This is a genomic window from Spirosoma aerolatum (assembly GCF_002056795.1).
Classification (GTDB): Bacteria; Bacteroidota; Bacteroidia; order Cytophagales; family Spirosomataceae; genus Spirosoma; species Spirosoma aerolatum.
Map to the genome: position 1 here is coordinate 4,929,877 of NZ_CP020104.1, position 20,690 is coordinate 4,950,566.

Annotated in this window: 16 protein-coding genes; 10 read left to right on the top strand and 6 right to left on the bottom strand. The window is 48.8% G+C overall.

The window, feature by feature from the left end; genetic code table 11:
• Window positions 1-874: 874 nt before the first annotated feature.
• Entirely contained in the window at window positions 875-1,123 is a 249-nt protein-coding gene (locus B5M13_RS20495) for a hypothetical protein (protein WP_080057433.1), read from the top strand.
• On the opposite strand, the gene B5M13_RS20500 is transcribed toward B5M13_RS20495, so the two are convergent.
• A complete protein-coding gene (locus tag B5M13_RS20500; protein WP_080057434.1) occupies window positions 1,098-2,273 on the bottom strand; it encodes a tyrosine-type recombinase/integrase in 1,176 nt (391 codons plus the stop codon). The genes B5M13_RS20495 and B5M13_RS20500 overlap by 26 nt on opposite strands.
• A 115-nt stretch (window positions 2,274-2,388) precedes the next feature.
• Complete coding sequence (gene amaB / locus B5M13_RS20505) at window positions 2,389-3,924, bottom strand: L-piperidine-6-carboxylate dehydrogenase (RefSeq protein WP_080057435.1); 1,536 nt, start codon at window positions 3,922-3,924, stop codon at window positions 2,389-2,391.
• 230 nt (window positions 3,925-4,154) lie between these two features.
• Here amaB and B5M13_RS20510 point away from each other — a divergent pair, with 230 nt between their 5' ends.
• The 6 genes from B5M13_RS20510 (at window position 4,155) to B5M13_RS20535 (ending at window position 11,267) form a co-directional block, all read left to right on the top strand.
• Complete coding sequence (locus B5M13_RS20510; protein ID WP_080057436.1) at window positions 4,155-5,141, top strand: fasciclin domain-containing protein; 987 nt, start codon at window positions 4,155-4,157, stop codon at window positions 5,139-5,141.
• Between the two features lie 209 nt (window positions 5,142-5,350).
• Window positions 5,351-5,902: an RNA polymerase sigma factor gene (locus B5M13_RS20515; RefSeq protein WP_080057437.1), complete on the top strand. Its 552-nt coding sequence runs from the start codon at window positions 5,351-5,353 to the stop codon at window positions 5,900-5,902.
• A 16-nt stretch (window positions 5,903-5,918) separates the two neighbouring features.
• Window positions 5,919-6,734 carry an anti-sigma factor gene (locus tag B5M13_RS20520; RefSeq protein WP_080057438.1) on the top strand — a complete coding sequence of 272 codons (816 nt, stop codon included), beginning with the start codon at window positions 5,919-5,921 and terminating at the stop codon, window positions 6,732-6,734.
• A 204-nt stretch (window positions 6,735-6,938) separates the two neighbouring features.
• Window positions 6,939-7,418 carry a peptide-methionine (R)-S-oxide reductase MsrB gene (gene msrB, locus B5M13_RS20525; RefSeq protein WP_080057439.1) on the top strand — a complete coding sequence of 160 codons (480 nt, stop codon included), beginning with the start codon at window positions 6,939-6,941 and terminating at the stop codon, window positions 7,416-7,418.
• 232 nt (window positions 7,419-7,650) lie between these two features.
• A complete protein-coding gene (locus B5M13_RS20530) occupies window positions 7,651-10,227 on the top strand; it encodes a penicillin-binding protein 1A (protein ID WP_080057440.1) in 2,577 nt (858 codons plus the stop codon).
• A gap of 83 nt (window positions 10,228-10,310) precedes the next feature.
• Complete coding sequence (locus tag B5M13_RS20535; RefSeq protein ID WP_080057441.1) at window positions 10,311-11,267, top strand: alpha/beta fold hydrolase; 957 nt, start codon at window positions 10,311-10,313, stop codon at window positions 11,265-11,267.
• Between the two features lie 19 nt (window positions 11,268-11,286).
• On the opposite strand, the gene B5M13_RS20540 is transcribed toward B5M13_RS20535, so the two are convergent.
• The 4 genes from B5M13_RS20540 to tsaD all read right to left on the bottom strand — a co-directional run bounded on the left by B5M13_RS20540 (window position 11,287) and on the right by tsaD (window position 14,511).
• Window positions 11,287-11,679: a VOC family protein gene (locus tag B5M13_RS20540; RefSeq protein WP_080057442.1), complete on the bottom strand. Its 393-nt coding sequence runs from the start codon at window positions 11,677-11,679 to the stop codon at window positions 11,287-11,289.
• 70 nt (window positions 11,680-11,749) lie between these two features.
• Window positions 11,750-12,592, bottom strand: a complete 843-nt coding sequence (locus tag B5M13_RS20545; RefSeq protein ID WP_080057443.1) for a UbiA prenyltransferase family protein — start codon at window positions 12,590-12,592, stop codon at window positions 11,750-11,752.
• A 37-nt stretch (window positions 12,593-12,629) separates the two neighbouring features.
• Window positions 12,630-13,493 carry an MOSC domain-containing protein gene (locus tag B5M13_RS20550; RefSeq protein WP_080057444.1) on the bottom strand — a complete coding sequence of 288 codons (864 nt, stop codon included), beginning with the start codon at window positions 13,491-13,493 and terminating at the stop codon, window positions 12,630-12,632.
• A gap of 19 nt (window positions 13,494-13,512) precedes the next feature.
• Entirely contained in the window at window positions 13,513-14,511 is a 999-nt protein-coding gene (gene tsaD, locus B5M13_RS20555) for a tRNA (adenosine(37)-N6)-threonylcarbamoyltransferase complex transferase subunit TsaD (protein WP_080057445.1), read from the bottom strand.
• 222 nt (window positions 14,512-14,733) lie between these two features.
• Here tsaD and B5M13_RS20560 point away from each other — a divergent pair, with 222 nt between their 5' ends.
• The 3 genes from B5M13_RS20560 (at window position 14,734) to B5M13_RS20570 (ending at window position 20,689) form a co-directional block, all read left to right on the top strand.
• A complete protein-coding gene (locus tag B5M13_RS20560) occupies window positions 14,734-19,428 on the top strand; it encodes a translocation/assembly module TamB domain-containing protein (RefSeq protein WP_080057446.1) in 4,695 nt (1,564 codons plus the stop codon).
• A gap of 299 nt (window positions 19,429-19,727) precedes the next feature.
• Window positions 19,728-20,063, top strand: coding sequence for a DUF6686 family protein (locus B5M13_RS20565; RefSeq protein WP_080057447.1), 336 nt, complete (start codon window positions 19,728-19,730; stop codon window positions 20,061-20,063).
• Between the two features lie 134 nt (window positions 20,064-20,197).
• Window positions 20,198-20,689 carry a Fur family transcriptional regulator gene (locus B5M13_RS20570; RefSeq protein WP_080057448.1) on the top strand — a complete coding sequence of 164 codons (492 nt, stop codon included), beginning with the start codon at window positions 20,198-20,200 and terminating at the stop codon, window positions 20,687-20,689.
• Window position 20,690 lies beyond the last annotated feature (1 nt).

Genomic DNA, 20,690 nt, shown 5'->3' on the forward strand with positions numbered 1-20,690 from the left:
ATGCCGATATATAGCAATTCATTTTGTGTTTCGTAAACTTTTATGATATTATATTGCTTACACACAACTCGCCGATTGCCGCACCTTCAATTAAGAACATGCTCCTTGTGTTGTGTATTATTCCGAGTCTTATCTTTTAGGACGTTTCCTTTGTCGAAGGCAACCAAAAAACTGCCTAACTCTGGCGTTTATCCTGTCGACCGAAGCCGCCGAATGAACTAAACAGTCTGCCCTGTCGGGACGTGCGGCCTGTCGCCGAGACGCTGGCACTCAAGTCTTCCGTTTGCACCACCCAACGACCGCGAGGGCTGATGGATGAGCGAGCAAGATAACTGAACACAAACAAGTCACAACCTTTACACCCTCGTTTGGTTGGGCTGCCCGCTTTCCCTCGGGACGTGCTTCCTGTCACCCGACAGCGACCCTACGCGAAGCGGGCAAAACGCACGTTCCGATTTTCAGACCCGCGCGAAGCCACACGCTACGTGTCAGAGTTGCCATGTCACTCCGTCTCTCGTGTCGGACGCGACCGCGCCACGGTGGCCCATTTTCAGCCTCCTAACTGGGGCGTTTCTCGTGTCGACCGCAACCTAAAAACCGCCCAACGCAGGCGTTTATGTTGTCGACCGCAAGCAAAACAGCCCGCCCTCGGGATGAGCTTACTGTCGCACGCGAGCCGACCACTGCGTTCTTTTTCAGTCTGTTGGCATCACCCAACATAGTATTGTACGCAGAACTGCGGAACTAAAAGTAGCTAACAACCTAAGTGTTAGCTACTTTTAGTTCCGCTATTTTTTTGCAACCAATGTACATGATTAGGTTCCTCAACAAATAAATAACTTGCACATTGGAATAACAAATTGGATTTTGCGAAGTGATTAAACGGTATATTCACTGGGTGCCAGTGCAACGGCTATGGGATATAGAAGGATACCCAACCTACTTTTTTGGCGATGATCATGAGCTGTACCGAATCACTAAACGAGGTGAACTCAAACGAATTCGGCGAAGTATGAAACGGTATACCCAGGGTTATGTACTCAAAAGTACATTCTACAGCCTAAAACAACTTCGTTTGCTACTCCGTCGGCATGACCTTACAGGTCGTCCAGCGGGCTTTTAAGGGTACTTATTTTATCAGCCGTGACATGCGTGTAACGCATGGTAGTCAGGATACTCTCATGGCCCAGCAGTTGCTGGATATAGCGGATGTCAATACCTGATTCAAGTAGGTGCGTAGCGAAACTGTGCCGTAACGAGTGAATCCCTCCCCTTTTTTGGATGCGGGCGTGAAGCACAGTATCGCTATATACCAGTTGAATGGCTCTCGTTGTTAATGGCTCGGCCGTTTCGGTATCGTCAAAGAGATACGTTTTAGGCTGATAGCGGGCCAAATAGTCATTTATAATGACGGTGAGTTTCTCCGAAAACATCACGATGCGATCTTTTTTGCCTTTCCCACCCCGGATTGTAATCAGCCGACGAACGGGATCAAGGTCGGTTAGACGCAGGGTGGCAACCTCGCTTACGCGCATACCCGTTGCATACACGAGCTGAAACAGCGTTCGGTATTTCAGACTGGTTGTCGCCCGAAAGATTGCTTTCACTTCCTCCACACTATAAACAGTCGGCAGTTTGTGGGCTTGTCGCGGATAAGGGATGTCGTAGTGTTGTTTGTTGCGGCCCAATACTTTTTCCTGATAGAACTTCCATCCGTTGATGTGTACGTTCAGCGTGGCCGGGCTTAGTCGTTTCTTTTCCTGTAGAAATAGCAGATAGGTTTGGTACTGACTATTGGTTAGTTCCTCCAGCGGTTTGTTGCCCATGTAACGAATGAGGGCAATCAGCGCCTGTTTGTAATTTCTTATCGTCTTAGGGCTATAGCTCTGAACCCGCAGCACCTTACTGACGGCTACAATAACCGGGTGACTGTCGTATTTATGTAAGGATGGAGCATACCGAAATGGTTTCCGAAAGGACTGTGACTTACCTACAGGAGGCCAGACGGGATTTGAAGCCAGATTAACCTCATCAGTTGTAGCGGTTGGTTTGTAAAGCCTCACAACCGCTTCATCGAAGCGACAATAGGCTCTGCCAAAAAGTTGTCCGATTTTAACGACCGATTCACGCGTGTTTGGAACAACCCAACACCGTCGGGAGTAGCTCCAGCGTCGGCCTGGAATCTGCCGGATTAGGTCATTACCAATGGGGTCTTCAGGAAATGAAACGGACAGTAGAGCGGAGTCTTTATCGTCAATACAAATTGTAATCATGTACGATAAGACTTTCCGATTGTTAAAAAGTTTCTCTGACAGGATTAACAAGATGAACAGGATTTCTTGCAATAAACAATCCTGTTCATCTTGTTAATCCTGTCAGAGAAACTTACTACAATTCAAAAGTAATTCCCTGTGCCAGGGGCATAGTGGTTCCGTAATTAATGGTGTTGGTTTGTCGGCGCATGTAGGCTTTCCAGGCGTCGGAACCCGATTCGCGGCCACCACCCGTTTCTTTTTCACCCCCAAAAGCTCCGCCAATTTCAGCACCGGAGGTTCCAATGTTTACGTTGGCAATGCCACAGTCTGACCCCGCAACCGATAAGAATCGTTCGGCTTCACGGAGGTTCAGGGTGAAAATAGCTGATGATAACCCCTGTGGAACAGCGTTTTGCTGGGCGATGGCATCATCCAGTGTGCTGTATTTAAGCAGATACAGAATAGGCACGAAGGTTTCGCGCTGCACAATGGGCCAGCTATTTTCAGCTTCGGCAATGCACGGTTTTACATAACAGCCCGATTCAAACCCTAATCCATCCAGTACCCCCGGTTCCACCACAAATCGCCCACCTGCCTGCTGTATTTCAGTCACGGCTGTCCGATAATTTTTCACCGCTAACTGGTCGATTAACGGGCCAACGTGGAATGACTCATCGAGCGGACTGCCGATTCGAAGTTGGGCGTAGGCATTTTTCAGCCGATTCTTCACATCGTCGTAGATGCTTTCCTGAACAATGACCCGGCGCGTAGTGGTACAGCGTTGTCCGGCAGTACCAACAGCCCCAAACACAATGGCTGGAATGGCCAACTCCAGATCGGCATGCTCCGACACAATAATGGCATTATTACCACCCAGTTCGAGCAGGGTCCGGCCCATCCGTCCGGCGACCGCTTCGGCAACCGCTTTCCCCATCCGTGTGCTGCCTGTAGCCGATACCAGGGCTACGCGCGGGTCGCGGGCCAGCCATTCTCCTGCATCGCGGCTACCCGTAATAAGGCACGATACACCTTCGGGTACGTCATTATTCCGTAGCACATCCCCAATAATCTGTTGGCAGGCCAGCGCCGTCAGCGGTGTTTTTTCGGAAGGTTTCCAGATGCATACATCTCCGCATACCCAGGCAATCATGGCATTCCACGACCAAACGGCTACAGGGAAATTAAAGGCTGAAATGATGCCTACAATACCCAGCGGATGCCATTGCTCCATCATCCGGTGGGCTGGCCGTTCGGAATGCATCGACAGACCATATAACTGACGCGACTGCCCCACGGCAAAATCGCAGATGTCAATAATTTCCTGGACCTCTCCCAGGCCTTCCTGCAACGATTTACCCATTTCATAGCTCACAAGCGTACCGAGTTCGCGCTTGTACCGCCGAAACTGTTCACCCATCTGCCGGACAATTTCGCCCCGACGCGGTGCCGGAACCAGGCGCCACTGCGTAAACGCAGCCTGAGCCGTTTCGACTACTTTATCGTAATCCGTACGGGTAGATAGATGTACACGGGCAATGAGCTGGCCATCAGCAGGCGAGTACGAGTCAATCGTCTTTTCGCTTCGGTCCGTTGCGGAATGCCAGAAATGCTGCCCTGTACTGGTTCCTGGCTTGACGGGCTGGGTGGGTAGGGGAAGAATAGACTGCATATACGTTCGAATTGTGGTTTGTTGACAGGTAGGCAAATCTACCCGCCTTTAGGCAAACAATGCCTATTTCACAACAAACTTTTTGGAAGCGATCGAGTTAAACCTGAACAAATGATATGACCAATTAGCCTTCATATGCTTCTTAAGATTTTGGGACTTCAGGGATTCCTGACGAACCGATCCTAAACCTAGTGGGATCTAAAGAACATCTGGGCCAAACAACTAACGTTATGAAAATCAATGGAACGTTGAGCCTGATGGCGATCGGCATCGCACTGGCTTCTACTACAACCTGGGCACAAACAACGCCCACCGGAACCGTCTCGTCAAGCTCCATACCGCAGGGAGCCGTTGCACCCGACTCGGCACCCGCTAAAGCGGCTGCCCGTAATCAGAAACGGGCTATGCGCCAGGCTCGCCGATCAATGAATCAGAACAGTACAAACGGCACGGGCAACACCACCGCCCAGGACGCACAGTATCGGCAGAGTTCTACTAGCGACGGTACGGCTATCAACAACAGCAACACCACCAATTATAACAGCAACAACGTTACCAATGCCCCTACAGGTGCCGGTAGCAACCCCAATACGATGACAAATTCGGGGAATACGACAACATCAGCCCCTACCAATAGCAACCGCAGCAGCATGAACCCAACGGATTCAAATGCAGGAACAGTGGAAGCAGTAAAAGGCGCTCGAACCACCGAAACACCAGCCGTAAAAGCAGGGAGTACCGTTCGCAATTCAAGCGTGGGGGATTTTATTGGCTCCTCACCCAATTACATAACGCTGCAAAATGCCCTTCAGTCGTCAGATCTCTATGAGATGCTTAAAGGTAGTGGGCCTTACACGCTTTTTGCACCGACTAACAGTGCATTTAAGAAACTGCCCGCCAACGTTCAGGCAGGCTTACTGGATGGCAGTCATCGGGATGCGCTGAAACAACTGCTGTCTTACCATATCGTTAGTGGCGCCCTCAATTCGGATGATTTAGGCCAACAAATTAAAGCGGGTAATGGCAAGGCTCAATTGAAAACATTATCGGGTGGAACGCTCACGGCTGCCATGGGCGCCAACGGTAAACTATCGCTGACCGACGAACAAGGCAATACCGTTCATGTCGAGGGTAGTGGCAACAGACAGGCAAATGGGATGGTTTATGGTATCGATAACGTACTCATGTCCAAAACGGGGGCATCGTCTTTTAGATAAGACGGAGGAGTAGCCGAAACGGGACGGTGGGAGTAATGAAGCTAGCGATACTGGTTTACCTTGCTTCTTATCGTCCCGTTTTGGGCTCATTTTTTCCATTTTCAGTAAACAACAAGCTTATTCATGCCGTTAATTGAATGATATTGACGTTTATATGTCCGTTCATTTTTTAAAATTCTTATATATTTGACCCAATTAATACACTCTGCGTGAAACGCCCGTCCTCTTTAGTGTCAGAAAGCGTCCTGATCGAGAAACTCACTCAACGCGATCAGCAGGCTTTTCAGTGGCTTTACGATCAGTATTCCCCCGCCCTGTATGGCGTGGTGCTGCGTATTGTCCGCGACGACGAACAAGCTGCCGATCTTCTTCAGGATATCTTCGTTAAAATCTGGAAAAACCTGGATGCCTATGATGCCAGCAAAGGGCGTTTGTTCACCTGGATGCTGAACATTGCCCGCAACAGCGCTATTGATTCCCTGCGAGCACGCAAAACTCAGCCTTCAGCAGCAATCCGAACGGATGAAGAAAACGTACATATAGTTGACAGGCAGTATAATACCGAGCAACCCAACCCAGAATTCATAGGTGTTCAGGAGGTTGTCAATCAGTTACGGCCTGAGCGGAAGCAACTGATTGACCTGGTTTATTTTTCGGGTTATACGCACGAAGAAGCTGCGGAAAAATTAAACCTGCCTTTAGGAACTGTAAAAACGCGAATACGCGCGGCTTTACAGGAGCTGAAACAACTATTTAAATAATGAACGTAACTAGATCATGAACATAACGGAATATATAGCGTCGGGCATCCTGGAATCGTACGTAATGGGCGCGGTAAGCGACCAGGAACGACGCGAGGTGGAGTGCCTTTCGTCTATCTATCCTGAGATTCGTCAAGAAATCGATCAACTAGCCGAAGCATTGGAAAATTATGCCCTGCTGCATAGCGTAGAGCCCCCGGCCTCGGTAAAAGATAAATTACTGAAAGAACTGGAATTTGGACAACCGAAAGAAGTTGAACATGAACCTATCATTCGTGAGTTGCCTACCAATGGCCCAACGTACCGGGTCACCTGGATCGTAGCCGCTTCAATGGGGTTACTTCTGCTGCTGTTCTCCTTTTATCTGCTGTCCGAATTGCGTACCAATCAGAAAACGCTGGCTGCTACCCGCACAGCAAACGATGCGCTACAGCTTGAAATGCGCCAAATACGTGACAATCAATCCCGTACAGAACAGACCTTGGCGCTACTACGCCAGCCCGGTTTACGAACGATAGAATTGCGCGGCAATGAAAAAGCCCCTCAGGGTGATATGATTGTTTTCTGGAATACGCAAACCCATCAGGTTGCGGTTGATGTTCGGTCCTTACCCAATCTGCCTGCCGACAAACAGTATCAATTGTGGTCGATGGTTGATGGAAAACCCGTTGACGCTGGTGTATTCGACGCAACAAACGGTACAGAGTTACTTCAACGACTCAATCGTACTGTTGCCAGAGCCGACGCCTTTGCCGTTACGGTCGAAAAACGGGGAGGCAGCCCTATCCCTACAACTTCAACCCTACTGGCCTTGTCGCCGGTGAACGCCTGAACGAGTCCTGGTATTTTATTGTTTTATAGCGACAGACCAACGCGTTGTGGTGTAGGGGAATTAGTATCCCAAAACCCGTTGGGCAGCAACCTGTTTCTGTAGTCGTCTGGTAAGCCTGATTTCTCGGGGGATAGGCCATCCGGTAAAATCCTAAACTTCACCAGAAACGTATATCTGAGCATAACGCTTAATCGGAAAAAATTCATGAAAACGCTTTTGTTATTCGTATTATCCGCATTTTTTGTTTCGGCAATTCACTATAATCGACCGATTTTCCAGAAAGAAGAACCGCCAAAGAAAGTGGTCAAGACCGATGCCGAATGGAAGAAAATCCTGACGCCTGATCAGTATGCCGTTCTGCGTGAACACGGCACCGAACGAGCCGGAACAAGTCCACTGGTAGAGGAACATCGACATGGTGTCTTTTACTGCGCTGGCTGTCATAGTCCGCTTTTCTCATCCGACACCAAGTTTGAATCGGGTACAGGCTGGCCAAGCTTCTACGCTCCGATCTCGAAAAATGCGGTAAAGGAATCGGTCGATAGAAGTTATGGCATGGTGCGTACCGAAGTAACCTGCGCCGTATGTGGTGGCCATTTAGGGCACGTTTTCAACGATGGTCCTAAACCTACCGGCCTACGTTACTGTATGAACGGCGTAGCCATGACATTTGAGAAAAAATAACGCAAAGCCAGAAAGGCCAACCGGTCTTAAAACATCAACAGGCTAAAAAGGAACCGGGTTGTTTATACAGCCCGGTTTTTGTATATCACATCGGCCGAAAATACGTTATCTTTGGGGTTCGGTCTGGATAGTGCCGTGAGGGTTTACATCGACCGTTTTTTGCTGTCAGCAACAGGCCAATTGGCGTCTGGCTGTAAATACTAGTCATAGAGAGTTTTCTTCAATACAACGCATGAGTCAATATAGGGAGCGATTCCGCGCCGTTCGGCACGCTTTTGGTGCATTTCGACAACGGATTCGACAACGCCAGAGTAAGCTGGGCAGCGTCAGACGCGGAGTAGGCCGACAAATCGTCAGAATAGCCGGTGAAGAACGAGTCAGCTCGTGGGTAAACACATATCAGGGATATCGAAATCGCTTACGCGCCTTCATTCATCAATACATTGATCCTGACTCCTGGTATTATCCTTACCTCAAAGGCAGCATTAAAGGGTTTCTCTGGGCATTTCTGGCCCTGGGTATTTATGTGTTCATCCTGAACTATAACTTCCTCTACCTCACGGGCTCCATGCCCAGTGTTGAAGAACTGAAGAATCCGAAACTTAATCAATCGTCGGAAATTTACTCCCAGGATGGGGTGATGATCGGTAAATTTTATGCTGAAAACCGAACTCCGATCAATTACGAGAACATTCCCAAATCGCTCATCAATGCGCTGGTCGCAACTGAAGATGCCCGGTTCTACGAACATGGTGGTATTGACCCACGCGCTATCGGCCGGGCAGTCATTAGCCTGGGCCGCGAAGGGGGCGGGTCTACCATTACGCAGCAGTTAGCCAAAAACCTGTTTAAAACCCGGCGAAAAACGGAAACAGGGCTACTAACCCGGATTCCACTGATTCGCAAAGTCATTTATAAGTCGAAAGAATGGCTGATGGCGCTGAAACTGGAACGAAATTTTACGAAAGAGGAAATCATTACCTACTATTTTAATACAGTTGATTTCGGCAGTAATGCATTTGGTTTGAAAACGGCCGCCCGAACGTTTTTCAACAAAGTCCCCGACAGCCTCAATGTTCAGGAAGGGGCTGTATTGGTCGGCTTACAGAAAGCAACAACCAGCTATAACCCACTACGACACCCCGACCGCTCGCGTGAACGGCGGAATGTGGTACTGGCGCAGATGGCGAAGTATAAATTTCTTACCAAACACCAGGCCGACTCCATCAGTGCTCTACCCCTGGAAACCGATTTTACGCCCGAGAATCCGTATTCGGGCCCAGCCAGCTACCTTAAGAATGCCGTTCAGGATTTCGTTAAAAAGTGGGGGGAAGAGAATGGGTACGATCTGTATACCGATGGCTTACGCATCATAACAACCGTCGATTCGCGGATGCAGAAGTATGCTGAAGAAGCAACCAGCGAGAAAATGAAGCAGTTGCAGCGTACCTTCGACAATCACTGGCGTGGTCGCAATCCCTGGACGGATGAAGATGGTAATGAACTTCCCGGTTTTATCGACTCTGTTGCCCGACGTACCGAGCGCTACAAATCACTCAGCCGCCGTTTTCTTCCTCTCTATCCCGACTCGATCATGTACTACATGAAAAATGTGAAGTACAAAATGCGGGTCTTCAGTTGGACCAATAAACGGGGCTACGATTCAACCGAAATGACGCCTTATGACTCCATTGCCTACTATAAGCATTTTTTGCAGGCCGGTATGGTCGCTATGGACCCCCGCACGGGGTATATCCGGGCCTGGGTAGGCGGTCTGGATTATGACTACTTCAAATACGACCATGTAAAACAGGCCAAACGGCAGCCTGGGTCGACATTCAAGCCGTTCGTCTATACGACTGCTATCGACGATACCTTGATTAACCTGAGCCCCTGCGACCGGGTTCAGGACCGACCTTTCCGCAAGGAGTATCGGGAGAATGGCGAAGACAAAATCTGGGAACCACGCAATTCGACCGGATATTACACCTATTCAAACATGACGTTGCGCCGGGCACTGGCCCGGTCGGTAAACTCAATCACCGCCCAGTTAACCGATCAGGTTGGCCCGGAACGGGTTGCCGAGTACGCCCACCGGATGGGCATCAAAAGTCGTCTACAGGCCGTACCGTCCATTGGTCTGGGGTCGTCGGATGTATCGTTGTACGAGCTGGTTAGTGCCTATTGCACATTCGTCAATGATGGGGAAACGACAGAGCCGGTGATTGTTCAGCGCATCGAAGATCGGGATGGAAATGTCATTGAAACATTCACGAGCCAGCACAAACGGGCCATCAGTTCTGAAACAGCTTTCCTGATGCGGTATATGCTACAGGGCGGTTTGCAGGAGTCGGGAGGTACATCACAAAACCTGTGGTCGTTCGATTTATTTAAAAATCACAATGAAATGGGGGGCAAAACCGGCACCACGTCGAACAACTCGGATGGTTGGTTTGTTGGTGTATCAAACAATCTGGTGGTTGGGGCCTGGGTTGGTGGCGATGACCGGAGTATCCATTTCCGCTCGACGGATTTGGGCGAAGGCGCCAAAACCGCGTTACCGCTGGTCGGGCGGTTTCTGGAAAAAGTGTATGCCGATCCGAACTTTAAAAACTTACAGGGCCCTTTCCCGAAAGCAGACGGTATTACTAAAAACTATTTAAACTGTGGGCCTTCCGATGATGAAGCTAGTAGCGAGGAATCTGACTCGACCGATACGTCAGGGGCATCAGGCGATTCGCTCTTACTCCAAACCCCATCGGAGGTAGAGCCGACCACGCCACCCGATACCACAGGCGGCAATCGGTAGCTCAACCATTTACTCAAATTTTTAGCCATCCAGGATTCGGCTGGCTAAAAATTTGCAGGAGTACTATTCACACAATTCAGGTTATGAAACGGTTCATACGAATACTTTGCTGGAGTTTATTAACGCTATTCGTTTTGGCCGCTTGTGTCGTTGTAGGTGCCTGGTTTTTTGAATCCCGACTTACGGATCAGGAAATAGTGGCTGAATTTAAGGGCCAGCGCATTCGTCCGGTTGTTCATTCGTATCAGGTTGCTGGTCTAAAAAATCCGGATGGCTCCGAGGAGCCTCCCCGGACGATTCGCTTTATTGAGACTCCGATCCAACCCGGCGATTCTGCGTTGCCGGTAGTTCTGTTTGTGCATGGCGCCCCTAGCTCGCTCTCGTTTTTCACGGATTTCTTTAAAGACACCACGCTGTTGAATCGGGCTCAGCTTGTAGCCGTTGACAGACCAGGCTATGGGTTTTCTGATTTTGGACGCGTTGAAACGTCAATTATCCGGCAGGCCGAATACCTTCAGCCACTAATTGACCGCTACAAAAAGGCTCCCTATCTAATGGTTGTCGGCTCATCGTATGGGGGTTCGGTTTCAGCGCGGCTCGCGATGAACAATCCCGACCGAGTCGATCATGTCGTATTCGTTTCGTCGGCACTGGGACCAGGTCTTGAGCGAACGTATCCTATTAGTTACTTTGCCAACAGCCCTCTCGTCCGTTGGGGGGTGCCACCACTGCTCCGATTGGCCAACGATGAGAAACTGGCTCACCGGAAAGCCCTGGAAGCAATTCTGCCTGACTGGCCTAAAATTCGAGCCAGTATAACCATGCTTCATGGCCAACTCGACGAACTGGTGTATCCGACCAATATATCGTTTGCTCAGCAGCATTTGGTCAATGCTAAGGTGAAGCAGTTTTTACTTCCCGAAAATCGGCACGATATCGTATTCAACAAACGCGAGTACATGACTCAGATCATCCTCGATATCCTGAACAGACGGGTTGTTAAAGAAACAGGCCATGTGAAGTCAATGGCGTTGAAGTAATTAAGCCAAACTACACCTATCAAACCGTTATTTCGATTCGGTTATTTTCCGGGTCCAGCACAATGCTTTCGTAATAGCCATCCCCTGTTAGGCGAGGCTCTCCTGCAATGGTATAGCCATCCCGTCGAAGTCGCTCGGTTAATGTATCAACCGTTTCTTGACTACCTACCGACATCGCCAGGTGTGTCAGGCCCAGGTATTGACTCAAGCCATCCGATGCCAGATCGATTATTCCAGGCATGAGCATCAGTTCGAGCCGAGCGCACCCACCGGGGAATGTCAAAAAATAGGATGAAAACCCTTTACGGAGATTGCTATATTTATCGTTGGCTGTTGCGCCAAAATAGGTTTCATAAAAGGTCCGCATCGTTTCCAGATTACGAACCCACATAGCTACGTGTTCAATATGCATAAGTTAAAGTGAAGAGTGAGCAATGAAACGTAAAAAGTAGACTCATCCAGTTATTCTTCACTTTTTACGTTTACAGCACCAGGGCAGGCATCCAGAATACACCATCGCCGAGCCATCGATAGCGCTCATGCTTCAAAAAATAGTCGGGATACCGCTGAATACCGTATAAAGTCAAACTCATTAGTGCGAGCATAATGGCCGACCGCTGCGCAAACCGATCTTTTGTCAGGAAACACAGGATTAATCCGGTGGCGATAATCCCAAACGTTAACCAGCGAAGAATAATGTCGCATCGGTCAATTCCCCATTCAGTTGCCAGTGAAAACATCGGCTGGCTGGGCGACTCCTCCTGTTCCATAATCGCAAATAGCAACAGATTCTGAAAGGCAATCCCCAAAAACATCAGGCATTCGGCTATGTCGATCGAGCTAATCACGGGCCGTTGAACCCAGACGCTTCCCCAAACGCCAGCGGTATATAGCGTTGCCACAAGGGGTTCTTTCAACAATAAAGCCGTATGCTTTGACGGTAGCCGAAATACGGCACCAACATACGCTACACAAACAGCCCCGAGCACAATACCAAACTTAACGACACTGACGGGCAGAAAAAAAGCCAGAATAATCACTAGCACAGCAGCCCCAATTACGGCCCACCCTAACAGAGTAGCATAGTGCCGGTGAAACTGATGCCGGGCTGATAAGGGTAACCTGGAGGCCCCTAACTCGTATTTTCGCACATCCAGCAACCGATCTGCCGTATAAATAATAAAGACTACTAAGGCCAGCACAACGGGAGTAGCCCAGTGAATTGGTTCGACATCCGATAACCGGGCTGCCATTCGGTTCGACAGCACAGCCCCGATGACCACCGGAAAGCTCATGTAGTAAATGTTGCGGATATAGGTTAGCAAAGGAAAGTTTACTTTATTTTATTTTAATTGTCCACAATTACAGCAACGTCTGATCGATAGGCGGAGCCAGCCAGGGTTCCTGATACCGAATAACCTCCACCTGTTGCCCTACCCGAACGGTTCCGACAATAGGCGCCCCGGTCGATTTAACCAGCATATTCTGACCAAATAGGATCTTATGCTTCCATTGTCGATAGGTGGCCAACGTTCGCAATGGTTCTTTACCTTGCTCACCCGTTTCTGGATCGATAGTCGTCAATACGCAACGGGCACAGGGCTTCACCCCATAAAAATTCAGATCGCCGATGCGAAACTCGCCCCAGCCATCTTCTTCGTTCGGCAAACTACCGTTCACAATAAAGTTAGGCCGAAACCGGCGCATTGACATAGGCGTAGCAAGCCGGGTATTTAAGTAATCGAGCGACCACTGACCAATGAGTAAGTACGGGTATCCATCGGCAAAACTAACCGCATCGTCATTAAGGGCATACTGCATATCGACGGCCCGGCGGGTCGTTTCAGGCATAAATACCAATCGGCAGGGCTGGCCCAGAACGTTGGTGAACCAGGTATCGGCTTCTGGGCTCACCGTTACAGCCGGAACATCTTTACTATCCCAGATAGTAACCAGCATAGACTCCGTTGAATCAGATACCGTAAGGGGGAGTATCAGCACATCAGTTGGTCGCTGACGATGCCAAATCCGTAGTTCGTCACCCTCAATGGCTACATCAATCAGGGCCATCTGTGGATTAGTCCGCTGGGTTAAAAACTCACCGGATGGCGTAACCAGCATAAATCGTCGGTCATACCGAAGCCCTTTTTCTTCAACCACCACCTCGTTTACTGCAATGCCACCGAGTGATTTTATTGGATAGATGTAGAGTTCAGAAATAGTCATAGTAGTTTACGGTAATCTTTTACAATTCCATCCTCGGCATCGGGCTAACGGTTTGAGCCGTAAAATCACCCTGCTCATACTTAAATTGTGCGGCAATGGCAATCATGGCGGCATTGTCGGTACAATACTCAAATCGGGGAATGTAGACCTTCCAGCCCAGTGATTCACCCAGTTGAGTCAACGCAGTTCGGAGGCCGCTATTCGCCGATACGCCACCCGCAATCGCAACTTCCCGAATACCTGTTTCGCGGGCAGCCCGCTTCAGTTTAGTGAGTAACATCTGCACCAGTGTATGCTGAATGCTGGCGCAAATATCCGCCATGTTCTCCTCAATAAATCCGGGATTGGTCTTTGTGTGATCGCGAAGAAAATAGAGAATAGCCGTTTTAATACCACTAAATGAAAAATCCAGGTTGGGCATTTCGCTCATTGGAAACCGAAACGCCAGAGGATTCCCCGCTTTCGCGTATTTATCAACCAACGGACCACCCGGATACGGCAGCCCAAGTAGCTTAGCCGACTTATCAAAGGCCTCTCCTACAGCATCGTCCATCGTCTGCCCGATCACGGTCATATTGAGCGGTCCATCGACCCGAACGATCTGAGTATGACCTCCACTCACCGTCAGGCATAGGAATGGAAAAGCCGGTTTAGGGTTTTCAATAAAATGCGCCAACACATGAGCCTGCATATGGTTTACTTCAATAAGCGGGATGTTCAGCCCCAGGGCAAGCGCCTTGGCAAACGAAGCGCCCACCAGCAACGAACCTAATAAACCCGGCCCGCGTGTAAAAGCGACGGCAGATAAGGCATTTTTCGATAAATTTGCATCGGCCAAGGCCCGTTTCACTACGGGCAGAATGTGCTGCTGATGCGCTCGGGAAGCCAATTCAGGCACTACTCCGCCGTATTGCTCGTGAATTAACTGCGTGGCAATTACGTTCGACCGAATATGACCGTTGACCAAAACAGAGGCCGATGTTTCGTCGCAGGAAGACTCAATAGCTAAAATGTTCACCGTACAAAACTAATGGATAATGATTTCTCCCAGAATAAACAATGGAAGTTGTCGTTAAACCGTTCCATCAAAAAGGTATCAAATTAGGGTTGAATTATTGGTTTACGGCTTTAGTGTACAACTGACTGACGCATTAGTGGTTCTTTATATGCGCCGGTAAATCGTAAACTACAAACCAAACACTGTTTAATTTTCTTTCTATCTTAGGCTTTCCAGCGCCGGATGCGTCAATTTTTTTCTATATTCCTGAAAACACTGCTCTACCTGTTTGTTACGGTAGTAGTTTTGGCGTTGGGAATATTACTGGGCCTGCAAATTCCGGCGGTACAGACACGCCTGGCTAAAGAAGGGGCCGAGTGGCTTTCCAAAAAATTGCTTTTTCCGGTTACTATCGATGGGGTTTCGATCAAATGGTTTGATTCATTAACCCTCGAACACCTCACTATTCAGGATCGTCAGGGTCGCCCCATGATCGTTATAGGCCGACTCGATGCCGACTACAATCTCCGAAATCTGATCGACTCATCCGCCCATAATATCCATCTGGATGAAATTGTCCTGTATCGTCCCGATGTACGGATGATCAAGAACAAAACCAATGGCGACACGAACCTTGACGATTTTATTGCTCGAATCGAAGAGCTGACCTCTGACCCAACCAAGCCAAGTATACCCAACCAGAATGTCCCCTTCACTGTCAGCCATATTCATCTGGTCGATGGCAAATATACCCTCGAAGATCCCCGTGAGCCATTCATGCACAACCGGAATAGCTTCGATTATAACCACTTCACACTCCAGAAGCTTAATGCGGAAGTCAGTGATTTTTTAGTGCTGGGCGATACCATTGCCTTTGATGCCAAAAGTTTGTCCGGTATTGATCGTGACTCGCGCATCAAAATCCGCCGACTCGACACGCGCTTTCTGTATTGCAATACCAAAATGGAGCTTGCTGACTTGTATGCGCACATTGGTAACTCCATCATTCGTAATGAATTAACTTTTTTATACGACAGACCATCGGCGTTTGGCGATTTCAATAGCCGGGTACTGATGCAGGCCCGTTTTCGGGATAGCAAAGTTCAGTCGGCCGATTTGGGATTTTTCTCCGACTACCTGCGTGGCCTGAAGGAAACTTGGTATCTGACGGGCAACTTTACGGGCACTGTCAATGACTTTCAGTTGCAGAAAACGGATCTTCGCTTTGGCCCAAATGGCCGAAGTAGGCTGGCAGGAGACATCGCCTGGAAAGGCCTGCCCGACATCGATCATACAACGGTCAATTTTGCCTTTACGCCATCGGTAGTCAACATGGCCGACATTCGGCAGTATTACCCGGATACGTCCTTCAATCATACCATTCAAAAACTCGGCACAGCTTCTTTCGACGCTACGTTTGTTGGCACTTTTAATAACTTCAGGACCAAAGGTACATTCCGCACGGCTATTGGCTCGGTAACAGGCGACCTGGCCCTCAAACTAGCCGATAAATCTGATCTGACGACCTACACGGCTAACCTGCGTAGCGAAAATCTCGATCTGGGACAATTGATTGATCAACCCGATGAGTTCGGTACTATTACGGGCGAAGGACGCATTACCGGACGGGGTACTGATTTCAAGCGGGCAACCATCGATTTCGACGGCAAGTTTAGTCAATTTGGCTGGCAACAGTACGCCTACCAGCAAGTAGCTGCCCGTGGCAATCTGCAAAAAGCCTTATTTCAGGGTCAGTTGCACATTCACGATCCTAATTTATCCTTCGACCTTGATGGTGAATTTAATCTCAGCGGCCCACGAAATCATTTCAACTTTCAAGGGGATATCCAACATGCCGATTTACGAGCTTTGGGGTATCTGAACGATTCACTGGTTGTTCAGAGTAATGTAGACGTACAACTGGAAGGTAGTAAACTGGATGACATTGTTGGCAGTGCTATTTTTAACAATACGATGCTCAGTCGAAATGGGCGAAATCTGGCTATCGAGAAACTGAATCTAACCTCGTCGATTGAACAACGTGCCAGAGTAACCGTCGATTCAATAGGCAGCCAGCGCTATTTCGACCTCGACTCCGATTTTCTGACCACACGCCTTCAGGGGAATTTCGAACCGCAGCGTACGATTGATGATCTGAAGCGTCTCGTACGTGAATATACGCTTCATTTTGCAGGCGATGCGGCTGGCATGAAGACATATTATGCTCAGAAACGCGAAGCGGCAGCCCGGCTGGCCAGTCGTCGTTCTGCTGATACGCCAACCCGCTATGGAGTCGATTATCAGTTGATTACCAAAAACAGTACGCCTTTACTGACCTTTCTGGGATCACCCGTCTACATTGCCCCGTCAACACGACTGGAAGGCCGCTTTACCGAAGACAATACCTCCTTTCTGACAGCCACCGTCAAAACCGATTCGCTGCACTTTGGTAGCATTAGCTTTGGGCCAAGCGATCTGGACCTGACGACATCAAAATTTAAGCTCAACGAAGAAGTACTGGCATCGGCCGTTATTTCGTCAAAACGGCAAGTCTTCAGTTCGCTGCTGCCCACTCAAAACCTACAGGTTGAAGCCTCGTGGGATGTAGACCACATCGACTTCACGAGTGATATTGACCAAGCCGACAGCAGTGGCTCCTATACCAATCATGCTGATTTAAACGGTGAGCTTCGCTTTAAAGGCGACGCCATTGACCTGACCTTCCGCCAGTCGAAACTTCGCGTACTAAACGGCAACTGGGTATTGAACCCGGAAAGTCTGATTCGAAAAGTGGGGAATGAATACACCATTCGTAACCTGTCGCTGGTCAATGAGGCCCAACTGGTTCAGGCATCGGGCAAAATTTCGACTGATTCAGTTGAGCACCTGGCCATCGAAGCCCAGAATTTTCTACTGGCATCCTTAAACTCCGTTCTAAACACAAAATTAGGTGGCAGTCTGAATGGGTCGATGGCGATACGGAATATCTACCAAACGCCCATTATCGAAAGCGCCCTATCGGTACGAGCATTTTCATACGACAATGCCCTGATTGGCGATGTTCGCGGCCAGGGTGACTGGGACCCACAGACCCAGCGGGTGGATGTAACGGCCAGTATCAACCGGAACGGAGCCAACGTAGTCACCCTGATCGGAACGTATAATCCACAGCTTAAAACGGACCCGCTGGCAGTTAAAGCGAGTGTCAATAATGCCGATCTGGTTTTGCTGGAACCTTTCACAACCGGGCTTTTCTCGAACCTGGGTGGCATTGCCAGCGGAACAATTGCCGTAACGGGTAAACCAGCCGCCCCCGTTCTAAAAGGCGAGGTAGCGATTCAGGGTGGGCACGGCCGATTCGATTACCTGAAAGCAGATTTTGCGTTCGATGATAAAATCTATTTCGGCGAAAATGAGATTATTACCCGGCAGTTGGTGCTGCATGATCCGCAGGGCAATACCGCTACACTGCGCGGAGGAGTGTATCATGACTACTTTCGCTACTTTACGCTTGGGTTCGATGCGGATCTGAAGAATTTCCGCATCATGAACACCACAGCTAAAGACAATGATGCCTTTTACGGACAAGCCATCGTGACGGGTCGTGCCGAACTCTATGGGCCAACCGACAACCTGACGATTAGGTCTACGGCAACCAGTAATAAAGGAACCAGAATTTATATTCCTCTCGATGGGGCAACGTCGGTCGATGCCGATGACCAGATTCGGTTTGTCAACCTGAGTAGTAAAACGCCGGGTAAACCCACCAGCCAAACCGCCACCGAATCAGAAAATGAAATCGACCTGTCGCGCATCCAGATGGATTTCAACTTCGATATTACTCCCGATGCCTATTGTGAAATTCAGTTAGACCGTCAGACGGGCGATATTATCAAGGCTTATGGCCAGGGGCGGGTAGCAATGAAAGTCGACACGAAAGGTGACTTCACCATGACGGGCAATTATGAAATTCTCAAAGGTGATTACACCTTCACCTTCCAGAACATCATTAACAAGCGGTTTGAGATCCGTCCAAATAGCCGCATCACCTGGACTGGCGATCCGTATGGGGCGTTGCTGGATGTAACAGCAGCCTATACCCAATATACATCGCTGGCCCCCCTGCTTGTCAACCAGTCAGCCACAACCACATCGGCCGAACAAACCCGGCGGTATCCGGTCGATCTGGTCATTAAACTCAATGGTGAACTGGGCTCTCCCTCCATCGGTTACGATCTCGACATTAAGGAATACCCTTCGTCGTCAACCTATCGGCAGGCAGTTACCGCTTTTGAATCACGACTACAGAGTAACGATCAGGAGCTAACCCGGCAGGTAAGTAGCGTTCTGTTATTCAACCAGTTATTACCGGAAGGCACCAGCCTGTTCGATCAGGGGCAGGTAAACTCAGGGGTTGCCAATAGTGTAAGTGAACTGATTTCAAATCAGATTAGCCGACTGGCCTCGAATCTGAACGAAAACCTTGACATAGGCGTATCGTTTGGTGGATTTACCAGCACCAGTACCCAAAACGATAATCTACTCAACAACCTGCAGTTGCGGTTTTCGTATCGACTGCTCAACGATCGGCTGCGGATCAGCCGCGATGGTGGCTTTACCTACGGCCAGAGCCAGTATAACGCGGCCAGTCTGCTCGGCGAATGGACGCTGGAATACTTTATTACTCCTGATGGGCATCTGCGTGCTAAAGTATATAACCGGAATCAGCAAAGTATATTAAGTCAGTACAACCTGACCAGTACCATTACGACGGGGGGGGGTATCAGCTTATTGTATACTCGGTCTTTCAATCACATATTCGGCAGCAAGCGCACAACGCCAGGACTAGTTCCACCAGCCTCAGCTAATGAATCGCTGCCGACGACTACGCCCCTACCGGGTGCCAGCCTTTTAGGTAAAAGGCGACAGGAACTCTAATCCCTATTGGATTACAGCACTAAAAAGGGCCAGGCACAACACTGCAACTGTCTGACCAACAGCTCTGAATAGTACCTCCAGAATAATCTGCATAAAATTTCCTGAGAAATTCCGGGGCAAATCCTTGCGGGAAATCGTCTGTCGATTTAAGTTTGTTTAAAATTAGTCTAAATAAGTAATTAAACTTATTAAACACCGAACGAGCTTAAGCCCTGTGTACCGGTTATGTTTCAGTCTTGAGACGCGCGACTCAATCCATTGCCGGACACAGGCACTATTTCCAATTAAATCAACTAGCGATGACTACCTGCAAACCACTCATACTGCTTGAAGAAACGGCTTTCTATATTACTCAGTGCCAGCACTGCCAGCGTATTGGCCTGATTTATAACAATCTGGTATTGGGGTTCAAGCATGAAGAGTTTATTGGACTCTGTCAAACTCTCGACTCGGTAAACTTTGACCAGAGCAGCGTTCTCCTTCCCGATGGACAGCCTTATCTGATCATTAAAACCGGTCATCCAGATATACAGCTTAGTTTATCAAAAGTCGAATACAATAGTTTTCGGGCTGGATTGCAACAGGCACTTCGACGCATGAATCTGCATCAACTTCTACGCCTTCAATCAAACTGATGGTCCTGAATCTAGTATGAACAGCCGTTCGTACTGGCAATAAATGTAACATGGATAACTACGTTTCATAGGTTAAAAGCGATAGTAAAGGAACTGGTCATTGTCCGGTTCCTTTCTTTAAACTATTCTGATGTATGCAAACTTCTTCTACACTGCTTGCCACTGCTCGTATTAAATTCGAAGACTGGCTTCTGGCTAAAGGGTTACGTCGATCGGGCGAACGATTTGCCATTCTGGATGAAGTATATTCCCGCGATGATCATTTCGATGCCGAAGATTTGTTTAAGGCTATGCAGGAAAAATCGTATCGTGTAAGTCGGGCAACCGTCTATAATACCCTGGATGTATTGATTGAGTGTGGTTTGATCATCAGGCATCAGTTTGGCGATGATGACAATGCAAAATATCGCTACGAAAAATCGCTGGGTCGCCAACAACATGCTCATCTGGTGTGCACGCTCTGCCATCGGGTAAAAGAGTTTTGCGATCCGCGTCTGCACCTTATCAAAACAAATGTCGGAAAGGCCCTTCAATTTCAGGTTGTGTCCCATTCATTGGTTTTTTACGGCCAATGTACCGACGAAGCCTGTGAAGCTCGGCTTGCCAACGTCGCTAAAGAAGATTAAT